A 17,650-nucleotide genomic window follows, 5' to 3' on the forward strand; every position below is an offset into this window, starting at 1 on the left:
ATTTTATTTTGAATCACGGGGTGGTAGTGACAATTGATCTTGCCAAGTCATCAATGAATCAATAAAATGTTTGCTCTTTAAGCGAAGACCGACTTGGTCAGTATAGACTTGATCGAGTGCCTGGCGAAGGCCCCGGCGTGTCGCTTGATCAACTTTAACGTTAGCAACTTTTTGTAAATTAAGGTGGGCAAACATCCGTAGATAATTAACGGTTTTGCGATCTAAATGTAATCGATGCGGATCCTTTGACCAATGCTGTTGACAAAGGACACCCCCCAGTGCTTCGGAATAATCTAAGGGTAAATCTTGTCGTCCACAAATCACGCACCCATCCCAAATTGGGGCCACCCCAAACCGGCCGAGCAGTTGCACTTCCAGGACATTCACAATTACTTGGGAATCCATTCCAGCTTCGATTAATTTTAAGGCCGTTAAAACCTGATCATACCAAGCACCAATTGCTCGGCCTTCTTCAAAAGCAACACCAACTAAATCAAGGAGGTAAGTTGCATATGCATTGGCCTCAAGATTGGGGCCGATGCGTTTAAACTGGTGTGTCTCCTTAGCCGCAACTAGATATGAGAGTTCACCGGCTTCCAGCCAGCCAACATAAGTACCGTACGAAAAAGGCAGGAGGGCAGAAGCAATCTTAGATCCCTTTCGGCGGCCTCCACGAACAAAGAACATTGTTGGCCCAAGCTTTCGGGTTAAAAATTTAACTAACAAATCGTGTTCGCGATAATCACGCCGAAATAAAATTAAACCTTCGAAATCCGTATTTATGCGAGCCACAATTATTCTCCTTAATAATCAGTATTTCGGTAACCGTAATCCTTTAACATCGCTGCTTTATCGCGCCAACCCGGAACAACCTTAACCCAAAGCTGGAGGTATACATGATCACCTAGAAGGTTTTCAATATCATGGCGAGCCAATTGACCAACCTTTTTGAGCATCGAACCCTTTTTACCAATGATGATTCCCTTTTGGCCAGGCCGCTCAACCACAATGTTGGCACTGATATGCACCGTGTCCTCGTTTTCCCGTTTAACCGAAGTTACATCAATCGCTACAGAATGGGGAACTTCTTGCCGCGTTAATTGGAAAACCTTCTCTCTGATCATTTCGGCAATCACAAATCGTTCCGGATGATCCGAAATCTGCTCAGCCGGATAATATTGCGGTCCTTCTGGCAACTCAGTCACCAATTCATTAATTAACTGGTTAACATTATTTCCTTGGAGAGCCGAAACCGGAATGATTCCTTTAAAATCTAGTGCTTCTTTGTATTGAGCAACTATCTTCGGTAAATCATTTGGATGAACTAAGTCAATTTTATTAACCACCAAATAAATTGGTTGGTGCACCTGTTTAAGCCGCTCAATGATAAAGTCATCCCCAGGGCCTTTCTTTTCATTTGCCGAAACCACGAAAAGTACGGCATCGACTTCATCCAAAGCTGATAAGGTTGAGCGTTCCATAAAATCTCCCAGCTTCGTCATTGGTTTATGAACCCCTGGGGTGTCGATAAAGACGATTTGCGCGTCTTTAGAAGTATAGATTCCTTGAATTTTATTCCGGGTAGTTTGCGCAACGTCACTCATAATCGCCACTTTTTGGCCAACCACATAGTTTAGTAAAGTCGACTTCCCAACATTTGGCCGACCAATTAAGGCTACAAATCCGGAACGAAAGTTATTTTCAGTCATTAATTTCATCCTTTAATTTAACAATTTAATTAGGTAGGGGGTTAGGACTAAGACGCCAATGATGACCGCTAATCCCGCCGCTAGTAACACTAAGCCTGCGGCAACATCCTTAGCAATTTTAGCATTCGGATCAAATTTTTCACCAACAATGATATTAACAATTGCTTCAATCACCGTATTCAAAAATTCAGCAAACCAGACCAGTGCAATTGCTAACGCAAGCCAACACCAAGCATTCAAATTAACCTGTAAAAGAAAACCCGTAATAACAACTAAGGTCGCTGATACAAGATGGCTTCGCATGTTCCGCTCGTTTTTGATGACCGTCTTAATTCCAACGATGGCATGATAGAAAGCTTGCCCAAAATGACGGTTCTTTTGGGTTTGCCGCTTATCTGGTAAGACCATAGGCAGTTAAAATTTCCTCTTGGAGCTTAAACATCTTCGCTTCGTCAGCTGGTTTTTCGTGATCGTACCCATTTAAATGCAAAAAACCATGCACCAACAAAAACCCAAATTCCCGCTCCTCAGAATGGCCAAGGAAGAGCGCTTGTTCTTGAACCTTATCCAAAGAAATAAACAAATCCCCTAAATCCATTGGCAATTCATCTTTTAATTCTGCGGGAACCGCAAAGTCTTGGTCATCATTAATTGCAAAAGAAATGACATCGGTTGCCCGATCCACTCCCCGGTATTTCCGATTAAGGTCCTTCATTTCTGGATTACGAACCAGAGTTAGCGAGAGCTCTGCATTGGCTGGCAAATTAAGTTTAGTTGCTGCTTTAGCTAATAAATCTTTAGCCAAAGCTTTTTGTTGCTCACTTAACTTCCCTTGGCTATGGTCAAAAATCGTCAATTCCATCTTATTGTTTCCCTTCTGCCTTCTCATAGGCGGAAATTATCTTAGCTACTACTGGATGGCGGACAACATCATCAGCTTTAAAGTAAACAAATTCAACCGCATCAATACCCTTTAAAATTTGCTCTGCTGAAAGCAACCCACTTTTAGCGCCGCGAGGTAAGTCAATTTGCGAGACATCCCCGTTAACTACCATTTTGGCTCCGAAACCAAGGCGCGTTAAGAACATCTTCATTTGGGCCTTGGTCGTGTTTTGGGCTTCATCTAAAATCACAAAGGCATTATCCAGAGTCCGCCCCCGCATATATGCTAGCGGAGCAATTTCGATAACTCCGCGTTCCATCAGCCGTTCTGTATGATCGGCCCCAAAAATACTATTTAAAGCATCATAAATTGGGCGCAGATATGGATCAACCTTTTCCTTTAAGTCACCTGGCAAGAAGCCCAGACTTTCCCCTGCTTCAACCGCAGGGCGGGTTAAAATAATCCGTTCGACTTCACCTCGTTTTAAAGCAGCCACTGCCATTGCAACCGCTAGGTAGGTTTTCCCCGTCCCCGCTGGACCAATTCCGAAAGTAACGTCATGATTTTTCATTGCATGCACGTATTGCCGTTGACCAAAGTTTTTAACGCGAATTGGGCGTCCTTTGCGATCATTGATGATTTTTTCTTGATATAAATCAACAAAGTACTCGAGCGTTCCCTTATGAGCCATCTTCATCGCACTCACAATATCAGTGCTTGCAATCGTAATTCCTTGTTCAACTAGAGCAACTAATTGGTTGAGAATCGCAATTGTTAAATGAACGGCTTCGTTGGGGCCGCTAATCTTTAACTGATTACCAAATGGGTTAATTGTTACGCCCATTCCTTCTTCTAGAAGGCTAACATATTGGTCTTGCGTTCCCAAAAGGGCAATTTGAACCCGTGGATTATCGATTTCAAACTGCATTTCAATATTTTTTTCTACTTCTACCAAAAAAGTATTTCCCCTTTTTCTAAACTATCTTTAAAAATTATATCACAACCCGGTTTTAGATGAGTTAAAAAGGCCAACTGAGATCATAAGAAAAGACTGACTGAGGATGGAAAAATATCCAAACTCAATCAGTCATAAAGCAAAATTTGTTAGCGCCAGTAAAGATTACTTTTGGAGCATCTTCTTAACTAATTCGTTAACAACCTTACCGTCAGCCTTACCTTTAACCTTTGGCATAATCGCGCCCATAACCTTCCCGAAATCCTTCATACTTTCAGCTTTAACTTGGGCAACTGTTTCTTTAACAATTTGGGCAATTTCGCTTTCCGATAATTGCTTTGGCATGTAAGTAGCAACGATTGCTAGTTCATGCTTCATTTGGTTAATTAAATCTTCACGACCAGCCTTTTCAAACTCCGCTAATGATTCCTTCCGTTGCTTAAATTCACGGGCAAGAACACTATTCGCTTCATCATCACTTAGGTCATGACCTAGCTTTATCTTTTCGTTTGTAACCGCGGCCTTTAACATCCGGATAACGCTTAGCTTTTCCTTATCCTTGGCCTTCATTGCGGCAACCATATCCTTAGTTAATTGATCCAATAAACTCATCAATCTACATCCCCTTTAATATCAAAAAAACTCCCATTCAACCGAACAGGAGCTTTGAGCCAACTAGTAACGACGGCGCTTATTCTTACGCTTCCGTGCCGCTTCAGACTTCAACTTGCGTTTTACACTTGGCTTTTCATAGTATTCACGCTTGCGGTATTCTTGAAGCGTTCCGTTCCGTGAAACCGTACGTTTAAAGCGCCGAAGAGCATCGTCTAATGATTCATTCTTCCGAACGATAGTCTTGGACATATTTAATTCCCTCCCTCCGAGCTTAAAATCGTACTGTTATAACCAGAAAGATCTGGCTTATCCACTACGAAATATATTTTAGGCAAGGCCGCTAAGAAAGTCAATGAAAAGTTTTAATTTTACCTAATTTTTTATTGGTAAATTTTGAAAACCTATTTTTTATAAACATGAGTTAATTCAAAATCAAGATAAGCTATTCTTGATATGGCTAGCTTAGCGTCCTCGAAGACATCGACATTTTTGGCAACTTAATTGATCATCACTTACTTAAATTACCTGGATGGTTACCATTAATAGTTTACTATTTTGCTTTATCTTCTTTGGTAGTTGAACTTTGTACTGCCAGATGCAATTCATCAAGTTGGGCTTGATCAACCGTTCCTGGCGCAGCCGTCATTGGTTCAACCCCCTTGGAGTTCTTAGGGAATGGGATAACATCCCGGATGTTATCGGCACCAGCTAACAGCATCACCCACCGATCAAAACCAAAGGCCAATCCTCCTTCAGGCGGCATTCCATTTTCAAGTCCCCGGAGCAAGAAGCCGAAGCGTGCATTAGCTTGTTCTTTCGTGTAGCCAAGAGCCTTCAAAACCTTTTCTTGAACCTTTGGATCATGAATCCGGATTGATCCCCCACCGATTTCATTTCCGTTTAAAATAATGTCATAAGATTGGGCATGAGCTTTATGAGGATCTTCACCGTCTTCAAGATAGTGCAAATCTTCTTCGTTTAACATCGTGAATGGGTGGTGCGCAGCAATCCACTTGCCAAAGCCTTCATCGTATTCAAACATTGGCCAATTAACCACCCAAAGGTAATTCCATTGACCAGGCTTAATCAGGTCAAGTTCTTTGGCAATTTCTTCCCGCAAGTAGCCAAGGGAGTCACAAACAACGTGGAAAGAATCAGCAACAAAGAGAATCAAGTCACCCTCCTTGGCGTCCAGCCGGTTGTTAATTGGCGTTGCCAGATCGTTTAAGAACTTTGCAATTGGCCCATTATAACCATCCGCTGTTACTTTAACCCAAGCAAGGCCTTTCGCATTGTAACGCTTGATGTATTCTTCCTTTTTACTAATATCTTTCCGGGAGTACTTATCAGCCCCACCAGGAACACAAATTGCCCGTACGTAATTACCCTTAGCAACGGTTCCAGAAAAGACCTTAAAGGACGAATCCTTAACAATATCAGAAAGGTCGTGGATTTCCATCCCAAACCGAGTATCAGGCTTATCGGAGCCAAAACGATCCATGGCTTCTTGCCATTCCATACGTGGGAACGGCGTCTTAACATCAATTCCAAGCGCTTCTTTCATTACTTGCTTGATCAAGCCTTCCGTAACTTCTTGAATTTCCTCGGCAGTGGCAAAACTCATTTCCGTATCAATTTGGGTAAATTCTGGTTGCCGGTCACCCCGCAAGTCTTCATCCCGGAAGCACCGCGCAATTTGGTAATAACGATCAACCCCGGCTGCCATTAATAATTGTTTGAACAATTGTGGTGATTGTGGCAAAGCATAAAAATGACCATCATAAAGTCGGGAGGGAACTAAGAAATCCCGTGCTCCTTCAGGCGTAGAACGAGTTAAGTTTGGGGTTTCAACGTCCATAAAATCATGATTATCATAATAATTGTGGACAATTGAAGCGACTTTACTCCGCAACTTCATATTCTTCATCATTTGCGGCCGCCGTAAGTCCATGTAGCGATACTTCAACCGTAAATCTTCTGATGCATCTACATCATCTTTAATTTCGAAAGCTGGTGTTTGGGAACGAGCAAGAATCTTCGCTTCCTTAACTTCAACTTCAATCTTTCCGGTTGGCAGGTCAGGGTTGGCCTCTGCCCGGGCCCGGACTAGTCCCCGAATTTCAATAATGTATTCGCTCCGACACTCATTAGCAATGTCAAAAGCGGTTTTATCTTCTTCTTCATTAAAGACCAGTTGAACAATTCCTTCCCGGTCCCGAAGATCAATAAAGATTAACCCCCCAAGGTTCCGCCGCTTAGCGACCCAACCCTTTAAGACGACTTCTTGGCCAATTTGTGATTCATTCGTCCGACCTGCATAATTCGTTCGTTTCATTTTTTATTCTTCCCCCAATTGTGCTTGATAAACACCCTTAAAGTCTGCCAATAGATCCGTCAACTTAAGGGAAACTTCTTCTTCACTAGCCATATTCTTAAAATGAACATTACCGTCTGCTAATTCACGAGTTCCAACCGTAATAACTGCCTTAGCACCAGCTTTAGCAGCGGTCTTAAATTGCGCCTTCGGTTTCCGGCCAAGGTAATCTCGTTCGGCAATTAATCCAGCTTGCCGAGCAGTTTGGACGATCTTTAAGCATTCAAGGTTAGTTGCTTCACCAATCCCAACGACGTAAAGATCGAGATCCGGTTGGGTTGGTAACCAAGCCTTTTCTTCTTCGAGTAATAAGATCAACCGTTCCAAACCAATCCCAAAACCGACACCTGGCATATCTGGCCCGCCAAGTTGTTCAACCAAACCACTGTAACGGCCACCACCACAAATCGTTGTGTAGCCCTTTCCTAAGGATTTAGCTTGCACCATCACTTCAAAAATGGTGTGATTGTAGTAGTCAAGTCCCCGAACCATCGAGTCATCAACTACGTAATCAATTCCTAAGGCATCCAACATTTGCTTAACCTTTTCAAAGCGATCATGAGCTTCTGGGGTAAGATAATCAAGAATGGATGGGGCATCATCAACAAATTGCTTATCGCGTGGATCCTTACTATCTAATACTCGTAAAGGATTCTTTTCTAGTCTTGCTTGCGAATCTTCACTTAATTCATTAAAGTGCGGCTTTAAGTAGTCAATTAAAGCTTGGCGGTAGCTATCACGACTTGCCTTGTCGCCCAAGGAGTTAACTGCCACGCGCAAATTGCTTAATCCCAATTTAGCAAAAAGTTGACAAGCCATGGCGATCACTTCAACATCGACTGCTGGATTATCACTCCCAAAGGCTTCAACCCCGATTTGATGGAATTGGCGTTGCCGCCCAGATTGGGGCCGTTCATAACGGAACATTGGTCCCATGTAGTAAACCTTGTAGGGTCGCTTAAATTCTGGGCCATAAAGCTTGTTTTCATTAAAGGCTCGGACAACTCCGGCTGTTCCTTCTGGACGAAGGGCAACGTGACGATCCCCTTTATCCTTAAAGTCGTACATTTCCTTTGTGACAACATCTGAAGTATCCCCCGCTGACCGGGAAAAAACTTCATAGCTTTCAAACATTGGCGTCCGGATTTCTTGATAATCATAAGTTTTGAAAATCCGCCGCGCCTGGTCTTCAACATACTGCCATTTAATTGATTCGCCTGGTAGAATATCGGCCGTCCCTTTTGGTCGTTGATAACGCATTTAATTTTCCTCCTAGCTTTTTTGCCACTATCCCTAAAAATAAAAAGCACCCCTGCCTTTACAAGGGTGCAAGAATGCACGGTACCACCTTGGTATCACTCAGGGATAACGTCGCAAAACGACGATTATAACCTCAAAGGGGTCACTTAGTTTTCACTTGACTGGACTTTCACCGTCCCCAGTTCGCTAAGCAAGTCTTAACTAATCAATCCTTCTCACGGGCTATTTTTCGCTATTTGATTCCCATCTACAATACTCGGTTTTACCAGGATCCGTCAAGCTTTTATTAGAAAGTTGGTCGACTTTATTAACAGCTTAACCAAAATTAAACAATACAAAATTCACCTAACTATTTTACTCTTCCAACGCTTGCTTTTTTAAATTCCCGCCGTAAACTTATTGATAAGGAAAACTTAATGAAGGGAGCGTTTTGCTTGCAGGCTACATTTAATCGTCGCCAACTTTGGCTTTGCCTAGTTCCACTCCTACTTGCACTCTGCTTAATCTTTGCCGTTACCAAACAAAATCAAATTACGATTCACAAAAGCGCCATTATTTTACGGCAAGGACCAGGTTTAACTTACGCTCCCATCAAACAAAGCGCAACAGAAACCGGACAGATTATTGGTCAAAGGAATAGCTGGTATAAATTACGAATTGATGATCATCAAGTTGCATGGGCACCTGCTTGGCGGTTAAAAAATCAAACTAAGGTAGGCACTCACAATGCTTTAAGCGAAGCGACAATTGTAATTGATGCTGGTCATGGTGGGTCCGATTCAGGAGCCGAGTACCACGATAACAGTAATAACCCTAAATACATGGAAAAAACTTATACTTTAGCCCTCGCCAACCGAGTTGCCAGTAAACTACGGGCCCAAGGTGCACGAGTAATAATGACCCGCGACAATGATCAATTCGTCGCTCTTAAGCCACGACCGAAAATGGCAGAGAAAGCCAAGGCCGATGTCTTCATTAGTTTTCATTATGATTCATCCCCCCAGGCGAATGAAGGAAGCGGGGTCACCACTTACTACTATCACCGAGGATATCACCGAGGACCTAGTAAAGAATTAGCCCAAACCGTTAATCACCAATTCAACCACCTTCCCTTAAAAAACTTAGGAATTAACTTTGGCGATTTTCTCGTTATTCGGGATAACACCCAACCGGCCATTCTCTGCGAGATGGGCTATATCAATACCAAACGAGATTTTCAACAAATCAAAACTGCCCGTTACCAAAATCAGGTTGCCAATGATGTTGTTACTGGGTTGAATCAATTTTGTCAAAATAGAGCGGGAAAATAATTTAGAAAGAAGAGCGGTAGGATGTTAAATGACCAATGGTTCAAACAATTACCTCTAACTAAGATTACAAATCATCAACCCGTGTCCGGTGGGGACATTAACCTTGCCTTTAAAGTGATTGCTGATAACAAGCCTTATTTTATCAAGGTCCAACCAAATCAGCCGGCAAAGTACTTTGACCACGAACGAGATGGCCTAGCAGCTCTTGAACAAGCAATTAAAGTCCCTCATCCAGTTGCTCAAGGAGAAATTGAAGGTAATGCCTTTTTAATCCTCGAATGGATCGAAAGTGGTTGGGGAGATCAATTTAAACTCGGTCAAGCCGTCGCAAAGCTTCACCAAATCACCAATGATAAATTTGGTTTTTCCACCAACCATAAGACAAAAGTTCTAGTTAAAGATAATCATTGGAACCCTAATTGGAGCGATTTTTATGTGCACCAACGCCTAGAACCGGAAATTAAAGCTGCTAAAGCAAAGGGCGTATGGAACGATTGGCGGAACCAACACTTTGAAAAAATGGTGGCCGCTTTCAAACGCTACTATGCTGACCATCCGGTTCAACCCAGTCTCTTGCACGGTGACCTTTGGGCGGGCAACTTTATGTTTGATGATCAAGGTCAACCCTTACTTATCGATCCTGATTCTGTTTACGGGGACCGCGAGTTTGATATTGCTATGACAACCATCTTTGGGGGCTTTGAAAATGATTTTTACAATGGCTATCAGAGTATTTTACCCCTTAGACCGGGATTAAATAACAGACTTGCTTGGTATCAGTTCTATTACCTGTGTATGCACCTAATCCTCTTTGGGGAAAGTTATGGTCCGAGCGTTGACCAGATTTTGGGGCGGTTCTAGTTGACGTGCTCTAAAACTATATGTAGTAAGCGAGGGTGGTAAGAAACTCAAGTCTCTTACCACCCTCTTTGTCATCTCCGCATGTTACTCAGCAACTAAGGTCAAAGCAGTAGCTGAATGGCTGTTAACGGTCGCACCGCCTTGCATGGGGCTTTCTTTATTTCTCATACATGATCGTCACTGGCCCGTCATTCTCCAGTTCAACCTTCATATCAGCGCCAAAATGGCCAGTCTCAACATGAATTCCGGTTGCCGCTAATTTTTGGTTAAATTCTTCGTAAAGGGGTTGGGCTAAATCTGGTTTGGCAGCATTTGAAAAGCCGGGGCGATTTCCCTTCTTAACGTCCGCGTAAAGGGTGAACTGGGATACCGAAAGGATCTCACCGTTAACATCTTTGAGTCCAAGATTCATCTTCCCGGGTTCACTTTCAAAAACCCGTAAATTAGTAATCTTATGAACTAAGTAATCAATCTTATCGCTAGTATCATCAGGGGCAAAACCGACCAACAGGAGATAGCCTTTTTGAATTTTACCAACGATTTCACCATCAATTTTCACTTGGGCGTGGTTAACCCGTTGTAGTAATACACGCATAATCTCTCCTAGTGAATAACCCGTTTAACAACATAAACATCAGCCAAATTTTTCAAGGCATCTTCAATTAATTGGAGATGGTTGAGATTTCGAACCCCCACGGTTAAGGAGATAGTAGCCATTCGGTTATGATCAACCTTTCCATTAATTGAATTTAGGTACCGTGTTTTATTGTTGACTGTCCGCACCACATCGCTCAATAAACCATTGCGATTATAACCTTCCACTTCGATATCAGCATCGTAATTAGTCTTATCGCCTTGCGGATCCGCCCAGTGAACTGAAACTAATCGTTGCCCACTTTGTTCACTTGACTTAACATTAGGGCAATCCCGGCGGTGCACCGAGACGCCTCGTCCCTTAGTAATGTAACCAACAATATCATCCCCTGGAATTGGGCTACAACAATGACTCAACCGGGTCAAAAGATTATCAACCCCATCAACAATAATGCCATCGTTAGAATTGGTCAGGTGCTTTTTTTCTGGTTGTTGATCAAGGGTTTTGTGTTCTTCCAGTAATTCTTTTTCTGCTTGTCGTTGTCGATCTGCCTTTTGTTGCTTCCGGACATCCGCGGTAAAACGGTTGGCGACACCAAGGGGCGGTACATCTCCAAAACCAATTGCAGCAAACAGATCATCTGCCGTGTTGTAATGCATTTGTTGAGCGACTTTAGCTTCTTGGTCAGCGGTTAAGAATTCCGATGGGTTAAAGCCGTGATCCCGCAGCAAATTCTCAAGCATCCGGATCCCAGCTTCGATGTTCTCATCCCGATTATGCAAGCGGAAAAATTGCCGAATCTTATTCCGCGCCCGCCGGGTTGAAACTAGATCAAGCCAATCTCGGCTCGGCCCTGCAGATGAAGAAGAAGTCAAAATATCAACAATATCGCCGTTTTTAATTTCATAATTCAAAGGAACAATCCGGCCGTTCACTTTGGCTCCAGTAGTGTGATTACCAACTTCGGTATGAATTTGGTAAGCCATGTCCAAGGGACCCGCTCCCTTCGGCATTTCGATGGCATCCCCCTTTGGCGTAAAAGCATAGACTTTATCAGCAAAGATATCACTCTGGACCCCCTGCATAAATTCATCAGTGCCGTTACTCTCTTGCCGTAATTCAAGAATTTCTTTGACGACATTTAACTTTTTACTGTCCCGGCTGGTTTGGTCAACCCCATTGGTTTTTCCTTCCTTGTAAGCCCAGTGAGCTGCCACCCCATATTCAGCCACTTCATGCATCTGATGGGTCCGAATTTGGATTTCCAGTGGTCGCCCTTCTGGTCCAATTACTGTGGTATGCAAAGATTGATAGCCGTTTGCCTTTGGCATTGCAATATAGTCCTTAAACCGCCCTGGCATGGGCTTCCAGTTAGTATGGATTGCACCTAAAACTGCGTAACAATCCCGAATTGAATCGACCACAACCCGGATTGCAAGTAAGTCGTAAATCTCACTAAATTGTTTATGTTGCGTTACCATTTTCCGATAAACGGAATAGATATGCTTTGGTCGACCGTAAATTTCAACATTTTCGCCTAAGTCAAGATCATTAATCGCGCCTTTAACCTTTTCAATGGCAACGTTAATATAATTAACCCGTTGATCACGACGCGAATTCATTAAATGAACAATCCGATAGTACTGTTGTGGATTGAGGTAGCGCAAAGAGAGGTCTTCTAATTCCCATTTAATGGTACTAATCCCCAACCGATCAGCAATTGGTGCATAGATTTCCAAAGTTTCATTTGAAATTCGACGTTGTTTATCAGGCCGCAGATGTTGTAGGGTTCGCATATTATGAAGGCGGTCAGCAAGTTTGACAATCATCACCCGAATATCTTTACTCATTGCCAGGAGTAATTTCCGGTGAGTTTCCGCCATTTGTTCTTTGTTTGATTTATAATGAATCTTACTAATCTTGGTATCACCATCGACAATCAAGGCAATAGTTGGCCCAAACAATTCTTTAATATCATCGAGGGTAGCACCGGTGTCTTCAACAATATCGTGCATATACCCAGCGCAAACCGTTTCAGGATCCATCCGCAAATTAGCTAAAATTCCGGCAACTTGAATTGGATGGATAATGTATGGTTCGCCAGATTTCCGGACTTGATTAGCATGGGCAACCGCTGCAAAGTGATAAGCCTTCTCAACGAGGGCAACATGCTCCGCATTCATATACGTAGCAACCATCTTTTTAACGTCATCATGAGTAAGTTCTTTTTGGCGCGACATGTGACTCCCCCCCTTAATCTGCTCTGGTCATTGACCAAGTAAGATAACTAATCCCGAGGTAAACAAGTGCAAATGGCCACATATAACGAGGTGCAAAGTTATAAGCACCAATCAAAAAAGCTCCAGGGAACCAAAGTAACATTCCCCAACTTCGGTTAACCGACCGTTTTCCAAGCCAGATACTAAGTAAAGAATTAACGATTAACAGCAAAATGCCCACCATCATTACACGACTAATGAAAGCTAGTTTTGCTGCCAAACCAGTAACAACAATTCCCATAATTAAGCTCGTAATAATCACTGTCCAATCAGCTTTTTGCCACCATTGCTTCAACTTTTTCATTCTCTTTTCCTCGTAATTAAAAATTAGATTATTCTTATTTTAGCACAGCTTTTTCCTAATTTAGCGCGATTTGCCCGCATTTAATAGTTCTAATTGATAAGAAACCGTAGCTAAGAAATATAGTGGGGCTGTTTCCGCTCGTAAAATTCGGGGACCAAGGCCAGCTGGTAAATACCCTGCCTGCTTAAGAGTTGTAACTTCGGTTTCAGTAAGCCCCCCTTCTGGTCCAAATAATGCTAGGATTGTTTGACCAGGTTGTAGTGATTGTAAAGCTTTAACCAACGCACCAGTTTCGCCTTGTTTTGCTGATTCTTCCCAGGCCACTAACTTTACATCGGCCGGTTGGTCGGTGACAGCTTGTAAGTTCGGTAAATATTCGAGTGTTGGCAAACTATTCCGATGCGATTGTTCAGCCGCCCCTTCAATAATTTTTGCAAGGCGCGCAAGTTTTTTGGTAATCTTCTTTTGGTCCCAGTGACTCACTGAACGTTCACTTTCAAAAAAGATAAAATGATTAGCTCCCAGCTCGGTCCCTTTTTTAACAATTAGCTCAGGCTTTTCCTTGGTTTTAGGTAAACCACAAGCAACGATAACGCGGACTGGTAATTCAGCATTCACTGCTAATTTTTTATCAATCTGAACCGTGGGAACGGGATCCATAGCATTAACACTAGCTTGGTAAACACAGTGGTCGGCAAGAACAATTTCAAGGGAGGTCCCAATCTTTCCTCGTAACACCGTCAATAAATGATGTGCCTGTTCTTTGGGAAGCTGGATTGGTTGCGTCGTTAAGGTTTGATAAGGTAAAAAATACCGTTGCACTAGTCATCTTCCCCCTTTTTGTGGGCAATGATTCCATACCAATCTTTAATCCGCATGGTTTCATCAATGACAAAGCCGGCCTTCTCTTGGGCCGCTAAAATTTCTTCAAACTTATCTTTAATAATACCCGAAGTCAAAAATTTACCGCTTGGTTTAAGATTTGCCATCGCTTGGGGAATTAAAGGCAAGATAATTTCCGCCAGAATGTTAGCAACCACCATATCAACTTGGGTTTTAATTCCGTCTAAAAGACTATTTTGACCTACCAAAACATCGTTAGCGACTGGATTCAAAGCCAGATTTTTCTTCGCTGATTCAACGGCAACCGGATCTAAGTCATAAGCCTGAACCTTACCAGCCCCTAATTGTTTTGCGGCAATACTAAGCACCCCAGAACCAGTTCCAACATCTAGTAAACTTTCGCCACCCCGGATGGTCATTTCCAAGGCCTGAAGCATTAACTTAGTCGTTGGGTGTGTTCCCGTACCGAACGCCATTCCTGGATCTAACACAATTTGCTTTTCGTTTTGATCACTTGGTTGATAATCAACCCAAGCCGGTACGACCGTTAGTTGATGAGTAATCCGAACGGGATGATAGTACTTTTGCCAAGCCAGTGCCCAATCATCATTGGTAATTTGGTTGACACTTACTTTAGCCGGCGCCGGATCAATCCCAAATTCAGTCAGTTGCTTGACAGCAGCTTCAACTTCCGCAACCACTTCTGGAACGAACGTCGTTGGTGGAAAGTAACCCGTTACCGCGGCCCCACTTTCCCGATGAGGGAGATCAAACGGATCTACAATTTCGCCATACTTACCGTACTTACCAACGGTTAGCTTGACAAAATCTGCCGCATCGTCAATTTTAACGCCAGTTGCCCCATGATTAGTCAATTGATAAGAAACTGCTTCAACTGCTGCTGTGCTGGTTTCAACTGTAATTTCTGTCCAATCAGCCATTTCTATCCCTCGCTTAAAATTTTTATTAAAAGTAACGGAGCTACGACAAAAAAGCTTTGCCGTAGCTCCGTTATCAAGTATGATAGCCTCAAATGAAGTTTAATTATCCTTTGAAGCCTCATTTTTTGGTCCATCCACAATCTGTTGGCGTTTCTTTTCCAAATGATTGGTTAAGTAAATAATCAGATCACGTTCGGTCTTGAAAATCCGGGGATGGTGTTGATGGTGGAGACGGACATCAATTTCATTGATTTTTAACCGTCCCGTCCAGGTATGAGAGTAACGAATGATTACCCGGTTATTAAGTTTATGCTTGCCAAACCGGAAAATATAAACATGTTCCGGCGTCATCATCGGTCGGATGTATTCTTTCTTATACGTAAGATCATTATCACGCATAAACTGTTTAGTCCGATTTAGAATGGTAATCACCTCCTCTGCTCTTAAGGATACAGCCTTTTTCAATGGTTCTATTTTAACATAGCTTTTGCTTTTGAGACAAAAACTATGCCATAGTTAAGAAAATATTTTACCATATTTAAAATCATTTGAGGAGACTTAAAATGTCAATTTTAATTACACTATTAGTAATTTGGATTTTATGGAAGTTATTTAAGTTTTCATTGTGGTTATTAGGAGTAATCTTAGTAATCACTTTAGCGGCTGCTTTTTTTAAATTCCTATTATTGCCGGCGATTTTGTTGCTTGGTCTAGCTTGTTTTGGATTATTCAATCACTAGTTACCTTTTCTTCAAATTTATTTCTAATTCGATAGTAAGCAAAGTGGCTTGATAATTTTTAATAACCATCAATTAATCATATGTGAGTGATTTTTAAGACCTACCAATATTTTATAAATCACTAATTTGATAGGCTTTGAACTTAAAAAACAAAAAGCTTGATAATTTTTACACAAATCGATCCATTTTGTAACAAAGATGGTATAATTACAACCGTAGCGATACTGTTACAAATACGCAATGGAAGAGAGTGTTATTTCATGTCAAAGAATCATCAAAAAGTTGTTCTCGTTGGGGACGGCGCCGTTGGTTCAAGTTACGCATATGCAATGGTTCAACAAGGGATTGCTGAAGAACTTGCAATCATCGATATTTCTAAGGAACGGACTGAAGGGGACGCATTAGACCTTGAAGATGCTACCCCATTCACGGCTCCAAAACTTGTTTACTCCGCTGACTACGACACTTGCAAGGATGCTGACTTGATTGTCATCACTGCTGGTGCTCCGCAAAAGCCAGGTGAAACTCGTTTGGATCTGGTTGACAAGAACTTGAAGATTATGAAGTCCATCATTGAACCAATCAAGAAGTCTGGTTTCGATGGTATCATCTTAGTTGCTGCCAACCCAGTTGATATCTTAACTTACGCTGCTCAAAAGCTCTCCGGCTTACCAAAGAACCGCGTCTTCGGTTCTGGTACTTCCCTTGACTCTGCCCGGCTTCGGGTTGAAATGGCTAAGCGCTTTAACGTAAGCCCAGTTGATGTTTCCGCAAACATGATGGCTGAACACGGTGACTCCGAATTTGCTGCTTACTCTACTGCAACGATTGGTGGTAAGCCATTACTCGAAATGGCTAAGGAAGCTAACATTTCAATGGACGAACTTTACAAGATCGAAGACGAAGTTCGTCACAAGGCTTACGAAATCATTAACCGGAAGGGCGCTACCTTCTACGGAGTTGCAACTGCTTTGATGCGGATTTCACGGGCAATTCTTCGTGATGAAAACGCAGTGCTCCCAGTTGGCGCACCAATGAATGGTGAATACGGTTTGAATGACATTTACATTGGTTCACCTGCCGTTATCAACGCTAACGGGGTTGACCGGGTAATCGAAGTTCCACTGGATGATCGTGAAAAGAAGGCCATGGCCGACTCTGCTGCAACCTTGGAAAAGATTGCTAAGGATGGTATGGCTAAGCTTCAAGGCTAATTAAAATTAACCATAGATATAAAAGGTCGGTTTCTACCGATCTTTTTTTATACAGTTGTTTTATCAGTCTATTGGTAAAATTGTTAATTAAATCCTGGTTTTCCTCCCTAATTTTTAATCAAATGCTACCATCTTCCAACGCGATGTTTACCAAATCACGTGGATCTGTTAAGAAATTAAAAATGAACCCTCTAGCTAATCATTCGATTAGGAATTTTAACTTTTCAAATTTAAAAGTTTTAGTATAATGGTAATTGAATAATTACGTTGATAAACGGAAAGGACGTTTAAATTATGCTCAAAGAATTCAAAGAGTTCATTAGTCGTGGAAATGTGATGGATCTAGCCGTTGGGGTAATCATTGGTTCTGCTTTTACTGCGATTGTTACTTCGCTAGTTAAGAACTTAATCAACCCCTTGATCGGGATTTTCTTAGGAAAAATTGACCTTTCTAACTTGGTTTTTTCAGTTGGCGATGCCCATTTTAAATATGGTTCTTTTTTAAACTCGGTAATTAACTTCTTAATCATTGCCTTTGTGGTCTTCCTTTTAGTCAAAGGAATGAACAAGATCATGCCAAAGCCAGCTGAACCCGAAGCACCAAAGCATGCCAGTGCAGAAGAATCGCTTGAAAAGATTGTTAAGATGTTGGAAGGTGAACTACTCGGCCATAAATGACCGAGCTTCTGGATCAAAAGGCAACAGTGTGCCTCTTGATCTGGAAATCGTTTAGGCAATGGAGAATCAAGTTACACTTGATTCTCGAA

The 17,650-nt window shown here is 42.1% G+C and carries 19 protein-coding genes; 4 read left to right on the top strand and 15 right to left on the bottom strand.

Annotation, left to right across the window (positions count from 1 at the left end; translation table 11 throughout):
• Positions 1-3: 3 nt before the first annotated feature.
• From recO to hisS, 9 genes are all read right to left on the bottom strand, one after another.
• Positions 4-792: a DNA repair protein RecO gene (gene recO / locus H5993_RS05825; RefSeq protein ID WP_204776602.1), complete on the bottom strand. Its 789-nt coding sequence runs from the start codon at positions 790-792 to the stop codon at positions 4-6.
• Between the two features lie 11 nt (positions 793-803).
• A complete protein-coding gene (era, locus tag H5993_RS05830) occupies positions 804-1,709 on the bottom strand; it encodes a GTPase Era (RefSeq protein WP_204776603.1) in 906 nt (301 codons plus the stop codon).
• A 12-nt stretch (positions 1,710-1,721) separates the two neighbouring features.
• On the bottom strand, positions 1,722-2,117 hold the full coding sequence (locus tag H5993_RS05835; protein ID WP_204776604.1) for a diacylglycerol kinase family protein: 396 nt from the start codon (positions 2,115-2,117) through the stop codon (positions 1,722-1,724).
• Positions 2,101-2,571 (bottom strand): rRNA maturation RNase YbeY, encoded by a 471-nt coding sequence (ybeY, locus tag H5993_RS05840; protein WP_180869733.1) that lies wholly within the window; start codon positions 2,569-2,571, stop codon positions 2,101-2,103. Before ybeY ends, H5993_RS05835 begins: the two co-directional genes overlap by 17 nt.
• A 1-nt stretch (position 2,572) precedes the next feature.
• A complete protein-coding gene (locus H5993_RS05845) occupies positions 2,573-3,520 on the bottom strand; it encodes a PhoH family protein (RefSeq protein ID WP_204776615.1) in 948 nt (315 codons plus the stop codon).
• 192 nt (positions 3,521-3,712) lie between these two features.
• A complete protein-coding gene (locus tag H5993_RS05850) occupies positions 3,713-4,159 on the bottom strand; it encodes a GatB/YqeY domain-containing protein (RefSeq protein ID WP_180869734.1) in 447 nt (148 codons plus the stop codon).
• A gap of 63 nt (positions 4,160-4,222) precedes the next feature.
• Positions 4,223-4,411 carry a 30S ribosomal protein S21 gene (rpsU, locus tag H5993_RS05855; protein WP_019205763.1) on the bottom strand — a complete coding sequence of 63 codons (189 nt, stop codon included), beginning with the start codon at positions 4,409-4,411 and terminating at the stop codon, positions 4,223-4,225.
• A gap of 301 nt (positions 4,412-4,712) precedes the next feature.
• Positions 4,713-6,497 carry an aspartate--tRNA ligase gene (gene aspS, locus H5993_RS05860; RefSeq protein WP_204776605.1) on the bottom strand — a complete coding sequence of 595 codons (1,785 nt, stop codon included), beginning with the start codon at positions 6,495-6,497 and terminating at the stop codon, positions 4,713-4,715.
• A 3-nt stretch (positions 6,498-6,500) separates the two neighbouring features.
• A complete protein-coding gene (gene hisS / locus H5993_RS05865) occupies positions 6,501-7,796 on the bottom strand; it encodes a histidine--tRNA ligase (RefSeq protein ID WP_204776606.1) in 1,296 nt (431 codons plus the stop codon).
• A 434-nt stretch (positions 7,797-8,230) separates the two neighbouring features.
• Between hisS and H5993_RS05870 the strand changes: the two genes are divergently transcribed.
• Positions 8,231-9,106 (top strand): N-acetylmuramoyl-L-alanine amidase, encoded by an 876-nt coding sequence (locus tag H5993_RS05870; protein ID WP_239458001.1) that lies wholly within the window; start codon positions 8,231-8,233, stop codon positions 9,104-9,106.
• Positions 9,107-9,127: 21 nt separating this feature from the next.
• Entirely contained in the window at positions 9,128-9,967 is an 840-nt protein-coding gene (locus H5993_RS05875; RefSeq protein WP_204776608.1) for a fructosamine kinase family protein, read from the top strand.
• Positions 9,968-10,124: 157 nt separating this feature from the next.
• Here H5993_RS05875 and dtd read toward each other — a convergent pair whose 3' ends face one another.
• The 6 genes from dtd to H5993_RS05905 form a co-directional block, all read right to left on the bottom strand.
• Positions 10,125-10,562: a D-aminoacyl-tRNA deacylase gene (gene dtd / locus H5993_RS05880; protein WP_204776609.1), complete on the bottom strand. Its 438-nt coding sequence runs from the start codon at positions 10,560-10,562 to the stop codon at positions 10,125-10,127.
• Between the two features lie 8 nt (positions 10,563-10,570).
• On the bottom strand, positions 10,571-12,802 hold the full coding sequence (locus tag H5993_RS05885; protein WP_180869740.1) for a RelA/SpoT family protein: 2,232 nt from the start codon (positions 12,800-12,802) through the stop codon (positions 10,571-10,573).
• Between the two features lie 13 nt (positions 12,803-12,815).
• On the bottom strand, positions 12,816-13,145 hold the full coding sequence (locus tag H5993_RS05890; protein WP_180869742.1) for a diguanylate cyclase family protein: 330 nt from the start codon (positions 13,143-13,145) through the stop codon (positions 12,816-12,818).
• A 60-nt stretch (positions 13,146-13,205) separates the two neighbouring features.
• Positions 13,206-13,967 (bottom strand): 16S rRNA (uracil(1498)-N(3))-methyltransferase, encoded by a 762-nt coding sequence (locus H5993_RS05895; RefSeq protein ID WP_204776610.1) that lies wholly within the window; start codon positions 13,965-13,967, stop codon positions 13,206-13,208.
• Positions 13,967-14,929 (bottom strand): 50S ribosomal protein L11 methyltransferase, encoded by a 963-nt coding sequence (gene prmA / locus H5993_RS05900; protein WP_204776611.1) that lies wholly within the window; start codon positions 14,927-14,929, stop codon positions 13,967-13,969. The genes H5993_RS05895 and prmA overlap by 1 nt, the downstream gene beginning before the upstream one ends.
• Positions 14,930-15,028: 99 nt before the next feature.
• Positions 15,029-15,328 carry a hypothetical protein gene (locus tag H5993_RS05905; RefSeq protein WP_204776616.1) on the bottom strand — a complete coding sequence of 100 codons (300 nt, stop codon included), beginning with the start codon at positions 15,326-15,328 and terminating at the stop codon, positions 15,029-15,031.
• A gap of 601 nt (positions 15,329-15,929) precedes the next feature.
• Between H5993_RS05905 and H5993_RS05910 the strand changes: the two genes are divergently transcribed.
• Both H5993_RS05910 and mscL read left to right on the top strand, forming a co-directional pair.
• A complete protein-coding gene (locus H5993_RS05910) occupies positions 15,930-16,883 on the top strand; it encodes an L-lactate dehydrogenase (RefSeq protein ID WP_204776612.1) in 954 nt (317 codons plus the stop codon).
• A gap of 294 nt (positions 16,884-17,177) precedes the next feature.
• On the top strand, positions 17,178-17,561 hold the full coding sequence (gene mscL, locus H5993_RS05915; RefSeq protein WP_204776613.1) for a large-conductance mechanosensitive channel protein MscL: 384 nt from the start codon (positions 17,178-17,180) through the stop codon (positions 17,559-17,561).
• Positions 17,562-17,650 lie beyond the last annotated feature (89 nt).

Origin of the sequence: Limosilactobacillus alvi (assembly GCF_016900115.1) — a bacterium.
Lineage (GTDB): Bacteria > Bacillota > Bacilli > Lactobacillales > Lactobacillaceae > Limosilactobacillus > Limosilactobacillus alvi.